Annotated in this window: 16 protein-coding genes and 1 riboswitch; of the genes, 13 read left to right on the forward strand and 3 right to left on the reverse strand. The window is 37.9% G+C overall.

The annotated features are described in order from the left end of the window. Window positions 1–457: 457 nt before the first annotated feature. Window positions 458–625 (reverse strand): hypothetical protein, encoded by a 168-nt coding sequence (locus J6O61_RS09645; protein WP_292212422.1) that lies wholly within the window; start codon window positions 623–625, stop codon window positions 458–460. A gap of 141 nt (window positions 626–766) precedes the next feature. Between J6O61_RS09645 and J6O61_RS09650 the strand changes: the two genes are divergently transcribed. The 3 genes from J6O61_RS09650 to J6O61_RS09660 all read left to right on the forward strand — a co-directional run bounded on the left by J6O61_RS09650 (window position 767) and on the right by J6O61_RS09660 (window position 4723). Beyond that, on the forward strand, window positions 767–1429 hold the full coding sequence (locus J6O61_RS09650; protein WP_292212424.1) for a hypothetical protein: 663 nt from the start codon (window positions 767–769) through the stop codon (window positions 1427–1429). Between the two features lie 367 nt (window positions 1430–1796). Further along, complete coding sequence (locus tag J6O61_RS09655) at window positions 1797–2468, forward strand: PBECR4 domain-containing protein (RefSeq protein ID WP_292212427.1); 672 nt, start codon at window positions 1797–1799, stop codon at window positions 2466–2468. 461 nt (window positions 2469–2929) lie between these two features. After that, window positions 2930–4723 (forward strand): methyl-accepting chemotaxis protein, encoded by a 1794-nt coding sequence (locus tag J6O61_RS09660; protein WP_292212429.1) that lies wholly within the window; start codon window positions 2930–2932, stop codon window positions 4721–4723. A 36-nt stretch (window positions 4724–4759) separates the two neighbouring features. Here the strand turns inward: J6O61_RS09660 and J6O61_RS09665 are convergent, their stop codons facing one another. Beyond that, window positions 4760–5440, reverse strand: a complete 681-nt coding sequence (locus tag J6O61_RS09665) for a hypothetical protein (protein WP_292212433.1) — start codon at window positions 5438–5440, stop codon at window positions 4760–4762. A 155-nt stretch (window positions 5441–5595) separates the two neighbouring features. Between J6O61_RS09665 and J6O61_RS09670 the strand changes: the two genes are divergently transcribed. The 5 genes from J6O61_RS09670 to J6O61_RS09690 all read left to right on the forward strand — a co-directional run bounded on the left by J6O61_RS09670 (window position 5596) and on the right by J6O61_RS09690 (window position 10169). Further along, window positions 5596–6153, forward strand: coding sequence for an ECF-type riboflavin transporter substrate-binding protein (locus J6O61_RS09670; protein WP_292212436.1), 558 nt, complete (start codon window positions 5596–5598; stop codon window positions 6151–6153). A 3-nt stretch (window positions 6154–6156) separates the two neighbouring features. After that, on the forward strand, window positions 6157–7878 hold the full coding sequence (locus J6O61_RS09675) for an ABC transporter ATP-binding protein (RefSeq protein WP_292212439.1): 1722 nt from the start codon (window positions 6157–6159) through the stop codon (window positions 7876–7878). After that, entirely contained in the window at window positions 7875–8702 is an 828-nt protein-coding gene (locus J6O61_RS09680) for an energy-coupling factor transporter transmembrane component T family protein (RefSeq protein ID WP_292212442.1), read from the forward strand. Before J6O61_RS09675 ends, J6O61_RS09680 begins: the two co-directional genes overlap by 4 nt. Window positions 8703–8770: 68 nt before the next feature. Beyond that, window positions 8771–9805, forward strand: coding sequence for a tRNA dihydrouridine synthase (locus J6O61_RS09685; protein WP_292212445.1), 1035 nt, complete (start codon window positions 8771–8773; stop codon window positions 9803–9805). Between the two features lie 43 nt (window positions 9806–9848). Beyond that, a complete protein-coding gene (locus J6O61_RS09690) occupies window positions 9849–10169 on the forward strand; it encodes a hypothetical protein (RefSeq protein ID WP_292212448.1) in 321 nt (106 codons plus the stop codon). Between the two features lie 98 nt (window positions 10170–10267). Here J6O61_RS09690 and epsC read toward each other — a convergent pair whose 3' ends face one another. Then, the gene (gene epsC, locus J6O61_RS09695) at window positions 10268–11182 is read right to left on the reverse strand and encodes a serine O-acetyltransferase EpsC (RefSeq protein WP_292212451.1); all 915 of its coding nucleotides are present in this window, start codon (window positions 11180–11182) and stop codon (window positions 10268–10270) included. 312 nt (window positions 11183–11494) lie between these two features. Between epsC and J6O61_RS09700 the strand changes: the two genes are divergently transcribed. The 5 genes from J6O61_RS09700 to J6O61_RS09720 all read left to right on the forward strand — a co-directional run bounded on the left by J6O61_RS09700 (window position 11495) and on the right by J6O61_RS09720 (window position 21397). After that, window positions 11495–12808, forward strand: coding sequence for a flagellar hook protein FlgE (locus J6O61_RS09700; protein WP_292212454.1), 1314 nt, complete (start codon window positions 11495–11497; stop codon window positions 12806–12808). A gap of 219 nt (window positions 12809–13027) precedes the next feature. Further along, window positions 13028–13117, forward strand: a riboswitch (cyclic di-GMP riboswitch). 245 nt (window positions 13118–13362) lie between these two features. Further along, window positions 13363–13980 carry a hypothetical protein gene (locus J6O61_RS09705; protein ID WP_292212457.1) on the forward strand — a complete coding sequence of 206 codons (618 nt, stop codon included), beginning with the start codon at window positions 13363–13365 and terminating at the stop codon, window positions 13978–13980. Next, on the forward strand, window positions 13973–14551 hold the full coding sequence (lepB, locus tag J6O61_RS09710) for a signal peptidase I (protein ID WP_292212459.1): 579 nt from the start codon (window positions 13973–13975) through the stop codon (window positions 14549–14551). Before J6O61_RS09705 ends, lepB begins: the two co-directional genes overlap by 8 nt. A gap of 35 nt (window positions 14552–14586) precedes the next feature. After that, window positions 14587–19923, forward strand: a complete 5337-nt coding sequence (locus J6O61_RS09715; RefSeq protein WP_292212462.1) for a Cna B-type domain-containing protein — start codon at window positions 14587–14589, stop codon at window positions 19921–19923. Window positions 19924–19963: 40 nt separating this feature from the next. After that, entirely contained in the window at window positions 19964–21397 is a 1434-nt protein-coding gene (locus J6O61_RS09720; protein ID WP_292212463.1) for a SpaH/EbpB family LPXTG-anchored major pilin, read from the forward strand. The last annotated feature ends 136 nt before the right edge of the window (window positions 21398–21533 follow it).

A 21533-nucleotide genomic window follows, 5' to 3' on the forward strand; every position in this document is an offset into this window, starting at 1 on the left:
ACAAAAGCTGCCTGATATCTAATTTGTCATTTTCAATGTGCTATAAATGAATTAGCTTTATTAAGGTTACCCAAAATGCAGGTAATGGCTAATTTCTAACATTTTCAATTTACTCCTTGACATTTCTTAGCTGGACTTTTTTGACGATTTGATACATTGAAGTTTGATAATTGATTTATTTTGGTATAGGGATTAGAAATAAGAAATAAAAAAACACCTACAAACAATAACTACTTTTGCACGTGTTAGTATAAGATGCTCATAAATACTACTATGAGCCATAACGTATTATAATGAGTAATGATACTCTTAAGGAGTTAGAACAACTCTCTTTATAAATATAGAAGTATATTTCGATGGTGTAATTATACTATGAATCAAAGGTGTTCTCAATAAAGCGATTATAAACATACTATAAACACACTATAAAAAGCCGCCAATGATGCGACTCTAATGATCAATCACTTTTTAATCCTTGAATGGCATATTCCAAACATTGAATGACTACCTTGTTTAATGAAGTATTGTTATCTTTGGCTTCTTGCTCGAGACGGTTTATTATTTCCTCAGGAAGTCTAAATGTTTTGTTAACGTATGACGAATACTCTTTTTTGATTTCTAACATAATCCGCACCTCTTGTATAATTCTATATATATTTGTGCACAGAATATAGAATAGAATTACAATATAAATATCTTGTATTTACAAGATATGTGAATTAAAATCGTCATAGTATTATTTTTTATTAAGGAGTAAATTGGGATTATGAAAAAGAATTTTGTAACACTTATAGTAACTGTATTTTTTGCAACTGGAGCACTTGTTGGATGTGGCTCACAGGAAGTAGTAACAACTACAACGCAGGATACAGCAGTATCCGCAACAACTGAATATGGAACTGAAGACACATCTGTTGAGGAAGCAACTGTAGAGGCAACAGTAGAAGAGTTTGCTGAGGTAGCAACAGAAGAAGTATCAGCAGATGAAGCAACTGAAGAAGTATCTGCTGAGACAACAGGGAAGTCAGCAAAAGAGCAGCTTGCTGAAGCAACTATTGTCAAGGAATACAGAGTATATAATAAGTGTGCAGAAACTAACGAAAGATACAACGTGTATCTTGTAGAAGGCAATCAGAATGACACATCAGTACATGTATCATTTAAAGCTCTGAGCTGTGGTGATGAGGATGGCTTCAACGATGAGACTTTCAAGGACTATGAGTTTGTATTTAGTACAGTTACTTCAGATGAGGTAGCACCATATTTTGAAGAGACATCAGGTGACAATACTTGTATTTTCTTCCCTAATGTTTCATCAGATTACACTGTAGAATACAATGAGGATTTTGGTTGTTTTGTATTGGTATCTTATACTGATGATGCAGAACCTGAAATTATATCTATCTCATTTATCTTTGTAGAGCAGTAACTAACAACAAAAGCAGCTGATAGAGGGTAGTGAAACATCTACCCTCTTTATGTGGATTGTAGCTCAAAGGCAGAGCACTAGTTTCTGTGAAACTTTCATTAAAAATCAAGATAACATATTGACTGTAGTATTCTTACTTTCTATAATGTGATTAAGCAAGAAGAAGCTTATAAAAAATCTTCGCTGGGATTCGTGCCCCATATAAGACACGATAGTTGATGAAGTGGGATCCGTGATGGCATGCGGTGAACATGGAGGCTCCTAAGGGTGGCAACTTACCACGAACCATCTAGCGAAAGCGAAAAGAAAGTTGCATTAACAAAAAGTCCTGCAGCGATGCGGGACTTTTGTTGTGAAAGGATTTTTAATGGAAGTAATACAGGAGTGCGCCAAGAATTTTAAGGCGCTTATAGATAATAATACACAGTATATTTATCATGTTTCTTTAAAACAGAAAGTAAAAGTATTTACAATAGATTTTCAGTATGCTGATTTCAAGCATGCTATTGGACTTCATTACCTGACTGATTTATCTGTACCTAAACAGGCGTCAAAAACTATTCCGTGGATAATAGATGAAAAAAAGCCTATTACTGATGATTATTTAAGAAAGAGTGTGTTTTATAAAGGCTCTTCACATGATGAAAAAGATATAGAATTAAGAATCTCTGAGGCTGTCTGCCTTGAGGAATATTTGGATATAAACAATATTGTATACATATATTCTCCAAAGGATTTTCCAAGAAACAACTCAATTATTTCATGTGATTATATTATCAAAAGTTATATTAAAGAGCGTAACAAGACCGTCTATATATTTATAAAGCATCGTAATGGAGAAGATAGTCCATGCGTGATTAAGACTTTTTGTGTTGAGAAGAATACACCTTATGGCGGTATCTATTGCTTTATTATGCTCAAAGATAAAGTAGTAAATGGTGTTAGACGCAGACTATTTAGACATAAGAAGTATACAGATGAGCAGATTACTACTGTTGAGCCAAATGCTATGATAGCTGAGAATAATGGTAAAGAATAAAAAGAACAGGAGAAAAGTGTTTGACCAAATGTTTGACCAAAGGTCAAGTCGGTGCCGTCAAACCTCCTTTCTATGCTACTTTCGGAGTCTTATCATTCGTGTTCGAATCACGTCACTCCGATTTGCGTGTAAAGTGAGACATGCGCACAAAACAAAGCGGACAGCTGTTTGAGTTTACTCAAGAATAGCTGTCCGCTTTGTTTTGTGCATACGGCGAACGCCGCGGCAACGAGGAACAAGCGAAGCAGTTCCGAGTTTGTCGGCATGTCTCAACCTAAAAAAGTGGTTCCTAAGTGGTTCTTAAAAATAGAGATAGAAAGATTTTTTGTACCCTTTTATTAACGAGTATAAAACTATTCTAAAATAAATATAAAAGTGTATTTTTATTCTTGTAAAAGCGATAAAATATTTATGCGCGATGTTGAATTATTGGTACAGATAGTGAAAAAAGGAGAATGATAATGGCTAATAATGAAACGAATAAAGATACTAAAAAGATTCCGCTTATAAAAACAGTTGCTGGAATGAGCGCAGTTACATATATTGCTTTGCTCGTTCTTTTTATTGTTTCTATTGCAATTGTTACAACTGAGATGATGAATATCACAAATACATCTATTTCAACATCTAAGACAGTTGAAGGGGTTATGGAAGATGTCCGAGTATTTGAAGTTGATATGAGAATTCTTGATAATGATGGTTTTGCCTTGGCATCTATGTACGATACCATCGTTTCTTTGGGGCAGCTTGAGACAAAAGTTCCCGAAATGCAGCAATGTCTTACCGAGATGGATGAGGCAGTTTCCGGATTGGAAACAACTTTTGCCGCTATAACAGAAAGTGGTAGTAATGCGCAAAAAGCACTTTCAATTTTAAAAGAAAACTATTCCGGATATAAAACCGGGTATACAAGTGTAATAAGTGCAGCTCAGTCAGGTGACGTGAACACAATTCTTGGAGTTGTATACGGAGATGCCTCTACTCAGCTTGCCAATATGAAAGAGCAGCTTGAAGTTATCAATCAGGAACTGGTGTTAATTGAAGAAGAGGCTCATAACCGTGTTCAGGCAAGAGCCAATTCTGCCATTACTGTTGTTAATGTCCTTATGTTCGTATATATTTTGTCTATAATTGCATTCCTTATATTTAATTACAGAATGGTAGGAAGAAAAGTTAACCTTATTGCTGATGAGATAAATGATATTATCAACAATATCAGAAATCATAAGGGAGATCTTACTGTAAGAGTACAGACACAGACTTCGTCAGAACTTGTTCATGTAAAGGATGGCTTTAACCATTTCATTGAAACTCTTCAGGTTATTTTAAAAGAAGTAAAAGACGGAACGGTGACACTGACTGAATCTTCAGAGAATATGACTACACAGATTCAGCTCGCAAGCGATAATATTACAAATACGTCAGCTGCACTTGAAGAATTGTCTGCAAGTATGCAGAATGTTTCTGATACGGCAAGTGTAATGAACGAAAAGCTTGGCGATGTTAAGGATGCTACAGACAGTATAAACGGAGGCGTTGAAGATGGTACTGCCAAGGCTGAGGAAATCAGGGCAGAGGCAATCGAAATAAAAGAGGGCGCTCAGAGCAAAAAAGACAATACAGGAACCAAGATGGAAGAACTCTCAGGAGTGCTTGAACAGTCCGTTAAGGATAGTGAAAAAGTTGCGCAGATCAATGAACTTACAAATGTTATTTTGGATATTGCATCACAGACCAATCTTTTGGCTCTCAATGCTTCAATTGAAGCTGCAAGAGCAGGCGAGGCAGGAAAAGGGTTTGCTGTTGTAGCAGAAGAGATCAGTTCACTGGCTGAAAATTCAAGACAGACTGCAGGAAACATCCAGAACATAAGCAATGAAGTTACAGCAGCGGTTAAAGCTCTTGCGGATAATGCGATGCAGGTGCTTGATTTCATTAACACGACAGTACTTGCTGACTATGATGCATTTGTGGATACAGGTGAAAAGTATGAGGCAACTGCAAAATTTATCAATGATATGCTCGACGGCATATCAGATCAGACACAACACCTGAATTCGATTATGGGTGAGATGGCAAGTTCTGTATCTTCTATATCTGAGTCAGTATCACAGGCTTCGGAGGCGATAAATCAGTCAGCTGAAAATTCTCAGTTTATTGTTGATGAGATTACAGGTATCAGTTCTGCAATGGATACTAACAACGACGTAACAGAAAAGCTAAATGACAGTACAAAACAGTTTATAAATATTTAAACATAAAATGGCTCCTCACAGACATAAGTGAGGAGCTTATTTATTTTGCTTATGAAGCTTGTCTATGGCAAACCAAAGGGCTAAAAGTGCAATTATGCCAAGAATGAAAATATACTGAGTGGGCCGGTGAGTCGTATTGTTATGCTCCGGTGATATTGATGAATCTTTATACAATAGCAGATAGCTTCCGACACAGTCTGCCGATACCGAAAGGGTATCAGCTTCTTCGTCAGCATCCTCTAAAACTTCGCAAACACCCATGTTGTTGGCAATACAGGCAAAACTTCTGCCATCCTTTCTTAGAAAAAGAGGAATTTCAATCTGAAGTTCTATCGCATTGTTCAAGTTATATATGTCAATGCTTACATCTGAATCTATGGTTTTCTGAGCGGTGACGTCCATATAAAAGCCTTTGCTGAAGCTACTAAGGGAAGTATCACCGGCAATGAACTCATCAAACTTGGCTTTGACTTGAGCTGATGGAGCCTCATCCAGCATCACATAATTAAATGTAATTTCACATGGAGCACCATCAAACACATCATTTAGTTCTTTTTTTGTCAGGCAGGAGATAATCAGCTCATCATAATCACCGACTCTTATAGTGGGAGCCGCAACTTCTGTAAGACTGTCTGAATTGGCATTTATGGTCACGGTGCCTGTACCGTAACTGATATTAGTGGATTCATGCATTATGTTTATTTCCTCTAATATCATGATACTATAAAACTATATTCAGGTGGTTAAAAAAAGTGAAAATAATTCTTGATATTTGAGGCAAAAAAAGCATTAATAAGGCAATGCCTGTTGAGGAATTTGTGCAGAAGTATTAAAATGAGCAAAGTAGATAAAACCTGATGGAGGAAAAGGTGATGGAAAAAAAGTTTGGGATTAAAGAAGTTGTTGCTATGGGTATTGGAACTGCACTTTTTGTAGTACTTACAAACGTCCAGATTCCACTTGTGATTGTTCCGAATACGGCTCTTCAGCCACGCATGGCAATCATGGCCTTCTTTGCAGCTGTTTTTGGACCTGTAGTCGGAGGTGTTATTGGTCTTTTGGGCCACGCGCTTGGTGATGCTATTTTCTATGGCTCAGTATGGTGGAGCTGGGTATTCCCTGAAGCTGTTGTCGGAATTGCTGTTGGAATGTTCGCTAAACAGTTTGCAGTTAGGGAAGGTGGATTTGGTACTACCAAGAATATAGTTTTCTTTAATGTTATCCAGGTTGTAGCTAATGCAGTTGCATGGATAGTAGTCGCTCCTGTTCTTGATATACTTGTGTATTCAGAACCTGCAAACAAGGTATTTGCTCAGGGAGCATTTGCATTTCTTGGAAATGTAATTATAATAGGAGTTCTTGGTACAATCCTTCTTTCAGTATATTCCGGAATTTCCGGAAAATCTTCTGATTTGAAGGTGGAGGAATAATTTTTGAATACAGCATCCCCAATTATAGAATTTTCGGATGTCTCTTTTAAGTATCGTGCGCAGACACAGCCCACGCTTAAAAATATTAATCTTAAAATTTATCCAGGACAAAAGGTGCTGATAGCCGGTCAGTCCGGATCAGGAAAGTCAACACTGGCACATTGCCTGAACGCTCTTATCCCCTGCTCTTTTGCGGGGGACATGAGCGGTAGTCTCCGAGTGGATGGAAAGGAACCGTCCAAACTCGGAGTTTTTGGTATGTCACAAACTGTTGGAACTGTTCTGCAGGATACAGATGGGCAGTTTATTGCTTTAACTGTAGCAGAGGATCTTGCTTTTGCTCTCGAAAACGATAATGTGCCGCAAGAAGAAATGGTTGAAAAAGTTGCAGATGTGGCAGATAAGCTTGAACTGTCGGATTTTCTTTCCAATGCTCCCGGTGCTCTTTCAGGCGGACAAAAGCAGAGAGTATCTCTTGGTGGAGTAATGGCACTTGATGTAAAGGTTCTGCTTTTTGATGAACCTCTTGCAAATCTTGATCCTGCAACAGGCAAAAGAACTATTGCACTTATTGATGAGCTTTTAAAACGCGAGGATCTGACGGTAATAATTATAGAACACAGGCTTGAAGATGTCCTTTACAAGGATGTCGACAGGATTGTTCTGATGGAAGATGGACAGATAGTTGCAGATATGCATCCGGATGAGATGCTCTGCACAGATCTTTTACCCTGTCATGGGATTAGAGAACCCTTGTATATTGCAGCATTGAAGGCAGCAGGAGCAAAACTTAAGCCGTCATCACATCCTCAGCACATCGAAACCATGGATGTGGGAGAGTATAAGTCCAAGGTAAAAGAGTGGTTTGAAAGTTCCAATATTTCAAGAATGAAAAGTATGGCTGATACAATTCTTTCTGTTTCGGGTGTCAGTTTTAAATATGATGCTTCCAGGCAGATCATCAGAGATGTCAGCTTTGATATAAAACGAGGAGAGATGATATCTCTCGTAGGCAAAAACGGCGCCGGCAAGTCAACACTTGCTTCTTTAATTTGCGGATTTTACAAGCCTGATAGCGGTAAAATCAGTTTTTACGGTCAGGATCTCAAGGAAAAGTCAATTAAGGAACGCGGTGAGAAAATTGGCTATGTCATGCAAAGCCCCAATCAGATGATATCAAAGCCTATGATTTATGAGGAAGTGGCTTTGGGACTTGAGGTAAGAGGTGTTCCTGAAAACGAGATAAAAGAAAGAGTTAATAATATCCTTAAGATATGTGGCCTTTATCCCATTAGAAACTGGCCTGTGTCAGCTCTTTCTTTTGGCCAGAAAAAAAGAGTTTCAATAGCATCTATTCTGGTGCTTGATCCTGAACTTCTTATTTTGGATGAGCCTACAGCCGGACAGGATTATCAGCACTACACAGAAATCATGGAATTTTTGTGTGATATCAGAAAAAAACTTCCTGTCACAATCATGATGATAACTCATGATATGCATCTGATGCTGGAATATACCGACAGAACTTTGGTTCTGACAGACGGAAGACTTTTAATGGATGCTAAGCCGGAGGAAGTACTGACAAATGACGGGATATGTGAAAGAGCATATTTGAAGAGAACTTCTCTTTATGATCTTGCCCAAAAATGTGATATAAAAGAAGCCGATGAATTTGTGGCAAGGTTTATAGAATCTGAGAGAGCCATCGGGAAACAAGAAAAATGAGCAGAATGATTTCATATGAAAAAAAGAATACTCCGATACATAAGCTCAGTGGCTTCACAAAGCTTGTGTTCTTTTTGCTCTGGTGCCTTGCAAGTGCACTTACTTTTGATACCAGAATTTTAATTGCAATGATCATCATCGGAGCTATAGTATATATAATCTCCGGCACCAAATGGAAACAGGTGAGCAGTGTGTTTATCGCGATCATGTTTTTTATGGTGATAAATCTGGTATGTATATTCTTTTTTGCACCATTTCAGGGATGTGAGATTTATGGGAGCAGAACGGATATAGCACACCTGTTTGCAGGATATACACTTACCAAAGAGCAGCTCTTTTACGAGTTTAATGTGTTCATTAAATACTTTACCGTGATTCCTTCGGTTTTTATTTTTCTTGTAACGACTGATCCAAGCGAGCTGGCTGCTTCATTAAACGGAATCGGTGTTCCCTATATGATTGCTTATTCTGTTGAAATTGCACTAAGGTATATTCCTGACGTTCAGGATGAGTACCATAAAATAAAAAATGCTCAGGAAGCCCGCGGCATAGAGATGAGTTCAAAAGGGAATCTTTTATCACGAATCAAAAACACTTCGGCTATAATCTTTCCGCTTCTTTTTACCACCATGGAGAGAATAGATGTTGTAAGTAATGCCATGGAGCTTAGAGGATTTGGCAAGAAAAAGAAAAGAACCTGGTACTCAAAGCGGTCATTACAAACCGCTGATTATTTGGTGCTGGCCTTTATAATTTGCTTTTTTGCAGCAACTATGATAATAACATTTTGGGATGGAAACAGATTTTATAATCCATTTATTTAATATGTATTATGTATCCGACTTGCCAGTTTGATCCACAGGTCGGATATTTAATTTTAACAGAGGAAAAGATGAAATTATATTTTGCGCCTATGGAAGGGATAACTCTTTATCCCCTCAGAAATATACATAAAGAGATGTTTGGAAATGCTCTGGATAAGTACTTTACTCCGTTTGTTTCAACAGCCAGAACCTACAAGTTCAAAAAAAGGGAGCAGAGGGATATACTTCCGGAATTTTGCAGCTCCTTTTCCGATTATAAAAATGAAGTTGTTCCGCAGATCATGGGAAATAAGGCAGAGCAGATAGTATGGGCTGCCAGGAAAATGCATGAACTTGGATATAATGAAGTAAATCTCAACATGGGATGCCCTGTAGCTACAGTTGTGAACAGGCATAAGGGCTCCGGTCTGCTGGAGGATACAGACAAGCTTGATGAGATGCTCTTCGAGATATTTGATACGATTGATAAAGAAAATCTGCAGATTAAGTTTTCATTAAAAACAAGGCTAGGTATGCATGATGATTCAGAAAGTCTTGAGATAATGAAGGTTTTGGCAAAATACCCGGCCAGTGAACTTACAATACATGCAAGAGTGAGGGATGATTATTATAAAGGGCAGATAAGACCTGAGGCTTTTTGCAGGGCGGTAAGAGTGTATCGTGAGAATGGTGGCGCGGCACCGATTGTATATAATGGAGATATTAATTCTGCCTCCGATTTCCAAAAAATATCCGGAATCATAGATGAGCATTGTGGCGAGATAAAAGGAAGTACTGATAATAAATGTATTTCTTTGGTTGACCGTTTTATGCTTGGAAGAGGTCTTATTATTAATCCCGCACTTGCCAGAGAAATTGCCGGTGGAGAAGTACTGAAAGCTGATGAACTTCGCGTTTATCTGGATAGATTATATGATGCCTATGCCGAGTATATTCCTGAGGATCAAAATGTAATTTTTAAGATGCTTGAACATTGGGCATTTATTCATGTGCACTTCAGAGATTGTGAAAAATACCTTAAGGCTATTCGTAAATCACGTAGTAAGGGTGAGTATAAAGCTGCGGTTACAAATATGTTTTCAAGCTGTGAGTTTGTGATATAATACCTTCTGATGTTATTTTGAATAATGAAAGAAGGAAAAGGGTATGAGTCAGGAAAAAATAGACGCTTACAAGAAAGAAAAGGCAGGTCGAAAAGAGAGACTTGCCAAGCAGAAAAAGAGAAAGAAAATTGCAAAGATTGTTTGCATTGTTGTTCTTGTTTTGGCAGTTGTAGGTGTAGCCGGAGGGGTTATCTGGAATAATTACGGTTCATCTGCCGAAGCAACAGAAGGAGCTTCAGTTGAAGCATCTGTTGAAGCTTCAGCAGCGACATCCGATGAGACTGCAAATGCAGAAAATTCGGCAACTGATGAAGCATCAACTGAAACATCTGTAGAAGCAGCTTCTGAATCCTCATCTAATTAATATAGTGTACGTCTTTGTAGATGGGCGAAGAAATACTGCCTGCGCAGACATGGTTCTGTGCAGGCAGTATTTCTTTTTTTATATAATACAGTAATACATTATTTATCTTCGCAGTCGCATGGATTTTTCATGCTTACGCGGCTTCCGGACGGAACGGAAGCTGTTATGAATGCATTTGCACCAATTACAGTGTCGGCACCAATTACTGTCTCGCCGCCAAGAATTGACGCACCTGAATAGATGGTTACATTGTTTTCAATAGTAGGATGCCTCTTTACACCTTTTAGAGCCTGACCGCCACGAGTTGACAAACCACCGATGGTAACACCCTGATATACTTTTACATGTTCCCCGATGATAGATGTTTCGCCAATAACAATGCCTGTTCCGTGATCTATCATAAAGTATTTGCCAATGGTTGCTCCGGGGTGAATATCTATTCCTGTTTTAGAGTGAGCATATTCAGTCATCATTCTTGGAATGAGCGGAACTTTTAACAGATATAGTTCATGAGCGATTCTGTTGATCGTTGTAGCCGTAAGTCCCGGGTAGGAGAGGATAATCTCACCCTTGCTGTACGCTGCGGGATCGCCGTCATAGCATGCCTGAAGATCGGTATCAAGGAACTCACGAATCTTGGGTATCTGTTTAAAAAATTCATGAGTAATACATCTTGCGCCACACTCTAAAGTTTCATCTGTAGCATTTTTGTAATCAGGACTGTGATGGAAAGCAATTGCTATTTGTTTTTGCATGTTGTATATAACATCTTCAATTACAACTGCAATCCTGTTGCTGTCGTTATAGCTTTTGTATACTTTATCCCTGTAATAGCCGGGATAGAGGATTCTGATCAGTTTAATTACTATGTCTTTTACAGCGTCTCGATCAGGCTGGTTGTAGACATCCATCTGATCGATATCCCTCGCTTTTTGGTAGTCTGACAGTATCAAATCAACAATATCTTTTATTTCTTCTTTTAAAGTATCTTTGCCATCTGCTTTGTAATCCATCTGATAATCTCCGCACCTTTTATAATCAGTAAAAATATGGACGTGTTTACTGTTACGGTTAATTATACATTACTTGTTAAATGGTGCAAAAGAAAAATGCAAAAAATCTGAAATAAAAACTAAATAAATATAATGAACTTTCCGATATATGATGTGACAAACAGTATCATGATTTTCTTTTTGGCATGGATTGCCTGTTTTTTGATTGGAACACGGATGTTTATATAAGATGGAAAATCTATGATTTTCGTTATGAAACTTTACTTCGGCATATGAAATGTGAGCGGAAAATTTTTTGGAGGTGCGTGTTCTATGATGAGATCTCTTTGGTCCGGAGTTGCCGGCCTTAAAACTCACCAGCTTGAAATGGATGTTATCGGTAATAATATTGCCAATGTCAACACTACTGCATATAAGTCACAGGCTACCGGATTTTCCGATATATTGTATCAGACTGTTAAAGCAGGTACCGGTGCAAGTGACAACCTGGGATCAACGAACGCTTCACAGGTGGGCTTTGGATCAAAAGTCAGTTCCATAAATATGAATATTACCAAGCAGGGATCAGCTGTTCTGACAGACAATGTGTTTGATCTTATGATAACCGGCGATTCATTTTTTTGCGTCAGTCCGGATGTCTCTTCGGGGACGGTGAATTATACCCGTGATGGTTCCTTTACAATTGATTCTGATGGTTGCCTTGTTACACAAAATAATGGATTTTATGTGATGGGTGTAATGGGAGATGGCGAAATTACTGACGGAGTTACAGTTGAGGCACCCCTTGCTCTTATAACAGATAATACCAAAACAATTGCAGGGACAGCTACTTCAGCAGCCTATTTCTCGGGAAATATCGACAGTGAAGATACAAATCTTGCTGAAGGAAAAGCGTTGACGCTTGAAGTATACGGAAGCGATGGCGAGACATATTCTTTGAAATTCCAACTGACTGATGGAGGGGATACTGAGGATAACACATTTACAATGAATCTATCATCAATTCAGGATTCATCGGGAAATACAATAGCTTTTGATTCCGCAACAGAAATGAATCTTGTTTATGACAAGCATACCGGTCGGATTTCAACAATCAATGATGTTAGTACTGATACTGTTGCATTCACAGTTACAGGTGATGCTTCTGTAATAGGTCCGCTTTCGATTGATTTTTCAAACACTTCGAATTATGCCGGAAATGCCTGGACTCATTCATCATCGATAACGGGATATAAAGGTGATACGGAGGGCTTTAATAAAGGTTATGAAAACGGCGAAATGAGCGGAATATCCATTACTGACAACGGAGCTGTTTATGCAAGGTATACTAACGGGCAGACAGTAAAGATTGCACACATTGTTGTTGCTGAGTTCAATAACGCCATGGGACTTGAAAAAGTTGGTGATAATCTTTATTCTGCATCGCCTAACTCAGGAAATCCAATATATATGGATATTACCAGCGACGGCGGATATATGTCATCAGGCGTTTTGGAAGGAAGTAATGTTGACCTTGCAAAAGAGTTTACGGATATGATAACAACTCAGCGTGGTTTCCAGGCGAACAGCCGCGTTATTACTACATCTGACGAAATGCTTCAGATTTTAAGATCACTAAAGCGCTAACGTTTTTCGGAAACTGACTATTAGGAAACTGGAAAAATATAAAAAAAGTATAAAATTTTGTTTCATAGAGCTGGAGCGGATTCCAGCTCTTTTTTAATGGAAACTGTGAAAAAAGTATGAAAAAACTGTTGTAAAAATGTGTGCTATGATGTATATTCAACATTACAAGCAATAACGACATCATAATTGGATACTTAAAAGACATTTTTTTTGTATAGTATGATATTAGGGCAAAGCCGCTGGAAAGCGGTGACGCAAAGCTAAAGGGTCTTAATCACATAGGTATGTGACAGACAGCCAGTTGCTGGTGCCAGTTCGAGGCACTGTGGTGACCGGACTGTGACAAGCAGACGGTCTTTTTATTTGCAGGATTACGGTACGTATTTAGTTCAAGGATGAACCCTTGATACAGGTGGTATCAGGGTGTACATGGAAGTAATTCCGGCGACTGGTCATTTAGCGATGCAAAGCCTAGCCATATTTTATCAGAGGGTATTTTGCGACGCGGTGAAGTCGTAAAATACCTTATTTTTTTACCCTGAATAAGGAGCAGTATGTCAGATATTAATTTAAAGAAGCTTTCAAGAGCGGATCTTTTGGAAATGATGATCACTTACTCCGAGGAAGCGGAGGCGGCCAAAAGACACGAACAGGAATACAAAGAACAGCTTGATAAAGAAAAACTTCAGCTTCAGCATGAGTTTGCAGAGGAAAGAGCAAAAATGCTGAATAACTTTGAAGAAGAAAAAGCACAGATGAGAGCCAAGTTTGGTGAACAAAAGGCTCAGATGCAGGAAAAATTTGACAAAGATATTGCCGGACTCAAGAACAGATTGAATAGGGAAAAGGCAGAACTTCAGCAGCAGGTTGATGATGCACTTAGTAAGATAGAAAATTCCAAGTCTCTTGCAGAGGCATCAATACAGCTTGGCGGAATTATGGAGGCGGCTCAAAAATCCGCAGATTTGTATGTGGAGACGCTAAAAAAGAGCGCCGGTGAAGAATATAAACAGCTTATGCAGGAAATAGAGGAATCGCGTAAGAAGATTAAACTAATGGAAAAACAGGCCGAGCAGAAATACGGACCGCTTAATGAAGAGCCTTCACAAGAAGAAAAGACTCTTAAACGCAGGTCAGGCAAGAAAAAAGTAACAGAGAAAACTGATGAGTGAAGATAAAAATTTGAAACCTTCCATTGAGGAGTTAAAAAAAGAACTCAAAAGGGAGAACAATAAAAAGGAATATAGAACGGTTCTTAGGAATACGCTGTTTGTAGTAGTTGTTGTGGCAGCTTTGGCAGTACTGGTTTCAAGCTTTTTTATCACTGTACTTAAGATAAGCGGTGATTCCATGACTCCTACGCTTGATACAGGACAGATTGTCATAGCCCAGAACAGTTCCGGTTTTGAACCGGGGGAGCTGATTGCTTTTTATTATAACAACAAGGTTTTGGTGAAAAGAGTAATAGGCTCACCCGGAGATTGGATAAATATAGATAGTGAAGGTAATGTATCTGTTAATGGGGAGGCTCTTGATGAAAAATATGTTACAGATAAAAGTCTTGAGCCAACAGATTTAACATTTCCTTATCAGGTTCCGGAAAACAGATATTTTGTATTGGGGGATCACAGAAGTGCTTCAATAGATTCAAGAAGTAGCGTGGTAGGATGCGTTACGAAGGAACAGCTTATAGGAAAGGTTGTGTTTAGAGTATTTCCATTCAATTTGTTTGGTGGTCTTTGATTATTAACTTATAAAACATACTTGAGGGACTATTTATGCGGCAGGATACAGAAAAACGCGCACAAAAGTACATAAAAAAGCATGAGAATTATAAGAAATGGCTCACATACGCCCTTTGCTTATCTCTTTTAACAGGAACGGTAACGTTATATGTTCTTAATAAACCGGCAACAGCCATGACTGAAGAGGGAGCAGGACAGGTTGGAATCGTTCTGGAAACTGCTGATGATAATTTTGAGCAGGGACTTATTGAACAGATGGAAAGTGAGGAAAATGAAACATCTGAGTCATCGATTAGTGACGGCGAGGGTGAAAACGTTGATTTATCAGGCGAAAGCGAGCCTGATCAGGCAGAATCCGGTGATGAAAAAACACAGGGAAGCGCAAATGAAAACAAAGAGCCGGAAGAAACCGACAATTCAGTAGAAAGTAATAGTACACAAGAAACTGATAAATCAAATGAAAGCATAGAATCGCAGAAAGCAGATAGTTCTGAAGAATCATCAACTGCAGAAATAAGTGATATGGCATCAAGCAGTGATTCTTCTGATAGTGAGTCTGGAATTTCTTCAAGCGCTTCATCAGCATCAACTGTAGAGGTAGCCGCAGATGCTTCAAGTGCCGCTTCTTCAGGACTTTCTGTTGCGGCTGAAGCTTCAAGTGAGGCATCGTCAACAGATAAAATAGATGAAGATATCGAGTATGTAAATGAGTACAGTATTAAAGCAACTCTTGTGGATGAATTTGGAGAAGAAATTGATTCGGAAAACTATACAGAGATAGATCTTCCTGAATTTGACAGTGAACTTTTGTTAGATGATCCGGAGAATCCGCCTTATGATGACGTGAAGGTAAAAACAGGACTTTTTAGGACTGCAGTTTATTCATACGTTGAAGCAACAGTTAACAATAAAATCATAAAGGGACTCAAAAAGGAAACTGTTGAAGGATACGTTAAGAATAGCAAATCTGAAGAAGCTTCGGATAGTGCAGCTTCCTTGTCAATGACAGATGAAGAAAGTGAAGATGAGCTGACTTCAGTTACAGTATATTCATACACCACAGATGGTGAAAACTATATCGCATTTGAAGAAGATACAGTTATTAATTTTGTTTATTCCCTTGGAACACAGACCGAGTTTGAATACGAAGATGTCAACTCTGGACTTAAGATTACAGCCAAGCTTCAGATACCCGGGGCTATTCCTGATGATGCTCAGCTTGTTGTAACTCAGATTACTAGCGACACTAATGGCTATAACTATGATGCTTATATGAATGCTCTTAATGACAATGCCAAGTCTATTGCAGATGATGCAGGTCTTGAGGATGCAAACATATATACAGATAATAATACACTTATGTATGATATTGCCTTTATGTATGAAGGCGAGGAAATACAGCCTGCAGAGGGCGCTGTGAGCATAAGCATCGAGTTTACTAATAATCAGCTTACAAACGAACTTGCTGTTTCAAGTGAAGAGGATATAACAGTAGTTCATCTTCCAATCAAGGCAGAAGTAAAAGAACAGTCAGAAATAACAAGCACTGTTGAAGCAACTGAGATTAGTTCTGAAGATATTGAGGTTAAGACTCTTACAGATGCAACAGCTGAAGTTTCATCTTCTGAAAAAATTGAGTTTAGCGAGGATAGCTTCTCTGTATTTGCTGTTGTCGCATATCAAAGCCATGAACCGGGTGATGATACATTTAAAACAGTACTTGGTGATTCGATTAATTTTGGTATTGTTGCAAACTCAATTACTATTGGAGAGTCAGAAACTAACTTTGCAGTTAAGGAGGCCGTAACAACATCTCACTCTGGAAATGATATGACAAATCCTGTGGAACAAACATTTATGGCAGGTGCTGTAAGTGGAAATTTCCAAATTAAGGGTGAAAAAGCCTATTTTATAGTCCCTTCTGACTATACTTCTCAGATAACGCATGCGTCTGGTGCAACATATCTGGCATTTGATACAGCTTATACAACTGATGAAATTGATGCTGTTATAGAAGATATGATGACTTATACAATGGATGCATCTGAGGAATTAGCTTCAAGATCTGATACAGCATCACTTGTTTACAATAGTAGTTCACAAAAATATAGTGTAGATATTAGAAACTATGAAGCGGGAACATATTATGTGACATTAGATGCTGATGATATGTCAAATCTTGCGCAAGCAGATAAATTGCGTATTTATAAAAATTCCGATCAGGTGATTGTATTTAATGTCATATCGGACAAAACTGTTTATCTTCAAAAGTATTCAGTAAGTACTGATGGTGGTAATCTTATAGGTTCTGACACATTGTCCGGCTCTAATGCATATAATGCTGTTTCGCAGACAATCATATGGAATTTTATAAATGCTCCTGAAGTTCAAAGTTCAGGTTCTGTAAGTGGTGTTTTCATTTCAGGAAGAAGTGATTCAAAGTGGATTAATTATTCTACATCATCCGGATGGCTTGTGTTTGGAAATGTAGTTATTGCCAGTGGTGAATGGCATAATACTTACACTGATATCAAACAGATAAGTAGTACAGCGCAGTTTCAAGCTTATAAGACCATAGATGGTGAAGCTTCAACTGTTTCAGGATTCAGGTTTACATTGTACAAAAAGGATTCATCATCAAGTGATGGTTGGACCGAAATAGAAACTGTTACTAACAGTGAAGATGCACCGCATAATGTCTTATTTAGTTCAATTTCTTATGGCAGCAATAGTAGTAAGACAAGCTCAAACTATCAGTACACCAGTGTGAGCTCTGAAGGTGAAAGTGAAAGTTTTATTTATAAAATCGCAGAGACATATGGAACTACTGATGATTCCGGAAATGCTTATAGCGCAGATAAAACTGTTTATTATGCAAAAGTAACTGTCACATGCCAATTACTTAATAGTGGTACAACAACTAAGTATTTTCATGTAAGTGCACCGGTCTATTATACAGATGAGAGTTGTACAAGTGTTTATACTAATCAAGACAATAATGACATTTATAGCGATAATAATATTCCGGTATTCGATAATGCAACGAAGAGTGGAGAACTTGGGATTTCACTTTACAAGTATTTAAATGGCGCAGATCCGGGGAATCTTCAGTTTACGTTTACAGTAAGAGTTTTGAATTCAAGCGGTGCTTTGACAACTCTTACTGACTCACTTACAAATGATGGAAAAAATATCACATATTCTTTTGCTTATAAAAATAACTATATTACAACGGATAGTGCCGGAAATGAAAGAATTTACCTCGTAATTACAGAGAATGATATTTCTGATGCAACAACTTCCAGCATTACAGCAACTAAGGATAATGATTACATAATTGTAAGAATAGATAACCCTCTTACCACAAGTCAGAACATTTACTATTTTAACTATGACTATGAAGATAGTACAGAAAAGGGGTATATAGATCTGATCGAGTCTGGTGTTGCTACAAAGGTAATAAGTGGTGTTGCCAGTGCTAAGACCAAGAAGTCAGCAAATAAGATTTCTGATGCCTCAAAGGTAGCTTTTTACAATGAAGGAGCAGGAAATCTTCGTATCCATAAGATGGTAGTAAATGATTATGGATCCGGATTTGTAAGGGATAATACAGGATCAGCTCTTTTATCCAACGTTGTATTTAGAATTACAAATAATTCGTCTGGGGATTATATTGTATTTACTGGTTTTACAGGTGGTGTTAGTGATGCTCATACTGCTGTGGAATATGACTCAAGTTGCAATGAAACCGGCAATACATATGACGTATATTACAACAGAAGTGCACAGTGGACTGTAGTAGGTATTCCTTCAGGAACATATACGGTAGAAGAAGTTGCAGATGGGTTGACATTTACATATGATGCATCTACCAATACCAGCACAGCTATAGAGAGCAGTAACCTTTCACGTGTGACAAAATATGATGTAACAGAGGATGCAGAGTCTTCATCTGCTACAAGTTATGGCACAGGTGGAAACAACTACAGGATGGTTTATTCATGTGACCTTAGTAATCACTATGATGAGGGCCCAAATTATGTAAAGGTTGGAAGTACTGATATCGATAATGATTCTCATACACAGACTGTTCAGGTATGTAATTATTACAGTATTCCTATAGGACCGATTCAGGTATCCAAAAACTTTACGGGTGGAATGTGGAAAGATGATATGGAATTCACCTTTAAAATCGAGGCTGCAGGGTATGAAGCTTATGATTCTGAAGGCGATGCAGTAACTCTTTCTTCACAACCAATGCCGCAGGCATATGGCTCAACTGAAGTGGTATCTACAGTAACGGTGTCAGGAAGTGATGCTACACTTAATTCAGACGGAACATATACTGCTATTGCAGAATTTGAAGATATACCGTTTAGGTATGAGGGTACATATTACTATAAGATAACTGAGTATGTTACGGATGATACGAGAATAGATGGAGTTGCATATGATGAGTCTGTGATATATTTGAGAGTTGTTGTATCCAAGAAGTATACAACTTTTGAGAAAACATATCTGCGCAGCAATATGGTTAATCCATGGTATTACTACTACTATTCTTCAAGCTCAAGTATTACTATGACGGAAGATTTCTATTATCTTGGTGCGGATGTGACTTATGCAAGTGATGAAGATTTTTATAATGTACTTGCAGAGTGTGAATTGTATTTAGATACAAATCCGGATACATCAACCAGCTATAATAATACTTTTTACGCTAATTACACTGTAGGGTCAGTATATACTACTGCTTTTAATAACGAAATTTCAGGAAGTCTTACAGTTGTAAAAAAGTGGCTGACCAATGATGGGAATGATGATTCAGCTAATCATACTTCTCTAACGCTATATATATGGCAAAGGGTGGCCGGAAGCCAAACATGGACTGTTTACGGGGAACCAATACTGCTTTTACCAAGTAGTAATTCCTCTGAAAACTGGACTAAAACAGTTACAGGACTTCCACTTATGGATTCAAATGGCAACAAGTATGAGTATTGCGTAAAAGAGGATGATAAGTATCTGGGAACATTTGAAGTAATTTATACCTACAATGGAGTGCAAAGTTCTGGCAATGGACAGAGCGAAATCGATGTTGATGGCATAGATTACTGTGATACCGGGTATAGCATGAGTGTCGGAACAGATGATATAAGCTATGGTACCGTAACTATAACTAATAGAACGCTTGTTACAAATACGCTTCCTTCTACCGGAGGAGTGGGAAGTATTCCATTTTACGTGTATGGAATAGTGCTAATGATACTGGCAGCATTAGGATATGTATTATTTAAAAATAATACATGGTTAATCAGGTTTAACATGCCGAAGGCATTTAAGCAAACGCTTTTGCGTAAAATAAAGTGATATCAAAAACACAAACAACAAGATCCAAAGGAGAGGAAAAATGAAAGCAATAAGAAAACTTCTAATGGGATTCCTTGTATCAGTAATGGTACTCGGAATGGGACTCACAGCTTTTGCAGCAGGCGAAGGCAGTATAACAATTTCTAATGCAGCAGCAGGTCAGGAATATAGCCTTTATAAGGTGTTTGATTTTGCTCCGGCAGGTGACACAGATGATAACGAACAATACTCAAGTGGTGTTTATACACTTGCAGAGAATTTTGCAGGATTTGCTACTTATTCCAGTGAGGCATACGGTGCAGCAAGTCAGTTCTTCACAGTTGGAGATAATGGTATTCTTGATACAACAGGACTTGCAACTGAAGATGATGCTAAAAACTTTGGCAAGTTAGTTCTTGAATATGTAGCCAGTGCTGGTGTGACTGCTGATAAAACTGTAAAAAATACTTCGGATTCAGCTAAGTCTGTTACAGTTTCAGGTCTTGACTATGGCTACTATGTGATTGATACAACTCTTGGAACAGCTATTGCAGTTGATACAACAACTCCTTCTGCAACTGTAACTGAAAAGAATGATGTTCCTTCACTTGATAAGACAGTAACAGAAGGTTCAACAAAGATAACTGATCTTACAGGAAATGATGCTCAGATTGGTGACACAATTGAGTACAAAATAGTAGTAGAGCTTAAAAAAGGCGGTCTCAATTATCAGGTTGTAGATACATTGGATAATGGTCTTACACTTGACGCAGATAACTTTGAGGTTGTTGATGCAAATGGTGCAGATTATGCTTATACTCTTGACGAAACAACAGAGCACAGCTTTAAGATGTCTTTTGATACACCTGCAGAAGATACAACTGTAACAATTACCTATAAAGCAACACTTAATGCAGATGCTCTTATTTATTCGGATGTAAACAAGAACGAAGCTTACCTTAAGTATGGTAATAATACTGAAACAACCCACAAGACAACTGAGACAAAGACATACAAGCTTACACTTTATAAGTATGCAGACGGAACAACAACACTTCTTCCGGGAGCGGTATTTAATGTATATAGAAGTGCAGATGGATCTAAAGTGACATTTACTGTTTCAGATGATGGTCTTACATACACAGTTGATCCTAATGGAACAACTTCAGAAGTTACTACCAAAGATACAGCGGCTATTGTAATAAAAGGACTTGATTCTGAAACATATATTCTTGAAGAGACAACAGCCCCTACAGGTTATAATCTTCTTACAACAACTGCAAAAGATGAAAAAGGAAATGAATATCAGCATGCTCAGTCTGTAACTATTCCAACAGAGTCTACAACAGCTGTTGCAACAGTATTTGATAAGACAGGATCACTTCTTCCATCAACAGGTGGAATTGGTACAACTATTTTCTACATTCTTGGTGGTATTCTCATCGTTGCAGGTGTTGCATATTTCATCGTTCGTAGAAAAGCTGACGCAGAGTAATATTTTTGGGGTATGAAAAAGTTAATATATATTTGAATCTTGTTAAACATAATTCATCAGGGGGATAATTCCCCTTGATGAATTAACAAAGATTCCCAGCAGATAATTGGCAATAAGGATTGATCCCAGGGATAAT

This window comes from Butyrivibrio sp. (assembly GCF_017635265.1).
Lineage (GTDB): Bacteria > Bacillota > Clostridia > Lachnospirales > Lachnospiraceae > Butyrivibrio.

Bases quoted from the DNA above. Each gene is read 5' to 3' on its own strand.
- J6O61_RS09645 (WP_292212422.1), bottom strand. From the start codon at position 625: ATGTTAGAAATCAAAAAAGAGTATTCGTCATACGTTAACAAAACATTT.
- J6O61_RS09650 (WP_292212424.1), top strand. From the start codon at position 767: ATGAAAAAGAATTTTGTAACACTTATAGTAACTGTATTTTTTGCAACT.
- J6O61_RS09655 (WP_292212427.1), top strand. From the start codon at position 1,797: ATGGAAGTAATACAGGAGTGCGCCAAGAATTTTAAGGCGCTTATAGAT.
- J6O61_RS09660 (WP_292212429.1), top strand. From the start codon at position 2,930: ATGGCTAATAATGAAACGAATAAAGATACTAAAAAGATTCCGCTTATA.
- J6O61_RS09665 (WP_292212433.1), bottom strand. From the start codon at position 5,440: ATGATATTAGAGGAAATAAACATAATGCATGAATCCACTAATATCAGT.
- J6O61_RS09670 (WP_292212436.1), top strand. From the start codon at position 5,596: ATGGAAAAAAAGTTTGGGATTAAAGAAGTTGTTGCTATGGGTATTGGA.
- J6O61_RS09680 (WP_292212442.1), top strand. From the start codon at position 7,875: ATGAGCAGAATGATTTCATATGAAAAAAAGAATACTCCGATACATAAG.
- J6O61_RS09685 (WP_292212445.1), top strand. From the start codon at position 8,771: ATGAAATTATATTTTGCGCCTATGGAAGGGATAACTCTTTATCCCCTC.
- J6O61_RS09690 (WP_292212448.1), top strand. From the start codon at position 9,849: ATGAGTCAGGAAAAAATAGACGCTTACAAGAAAGAAAAGGCAGGTCGA.
- epsC (WP_292212451.1), bottom strand. From the start codon at position 11,182: ATGGATTACAAAGCAGATGGCAAAGATACTTTAAAAGAAGAAATAAAA.
- J6O61_RS09700 (WP_292212454.1), top strand. From the start codon at position 11,495: ATGATGAGATCTCTTTGGTCCGGAGTTGCCGGCCTTAAAACTCACCAG.
- J6O61_RS09705 (WP_292212457.1), top strand. From the start codon at position 13,363: ATGTCAGATATTAATTTAAAGAAGCTTTCAAGAGCGGATCTTTTGGAA.
- lepB (WP_292212459.1), top strand. From the start codon at position 13,973: ATGAGTGAAGATAAAAATTTGAAACCTTCCATTGAGGAGTTAAAAAAA.
- J6O61_RS09715 (WP_292212462.1), top strand. From the start codon at position 14,587: ATGCGGCAGGATACAGAAAAACGCGCACAAAAGTACATAAAAAAGCAT.
- J6O61_RS09720 (WP_292212463.1), top strand. From the start codon at position 19,964: ATGAAAGCAATAAGAAAACTTCTAATGGGATTCCTTGTATCAGTAATG.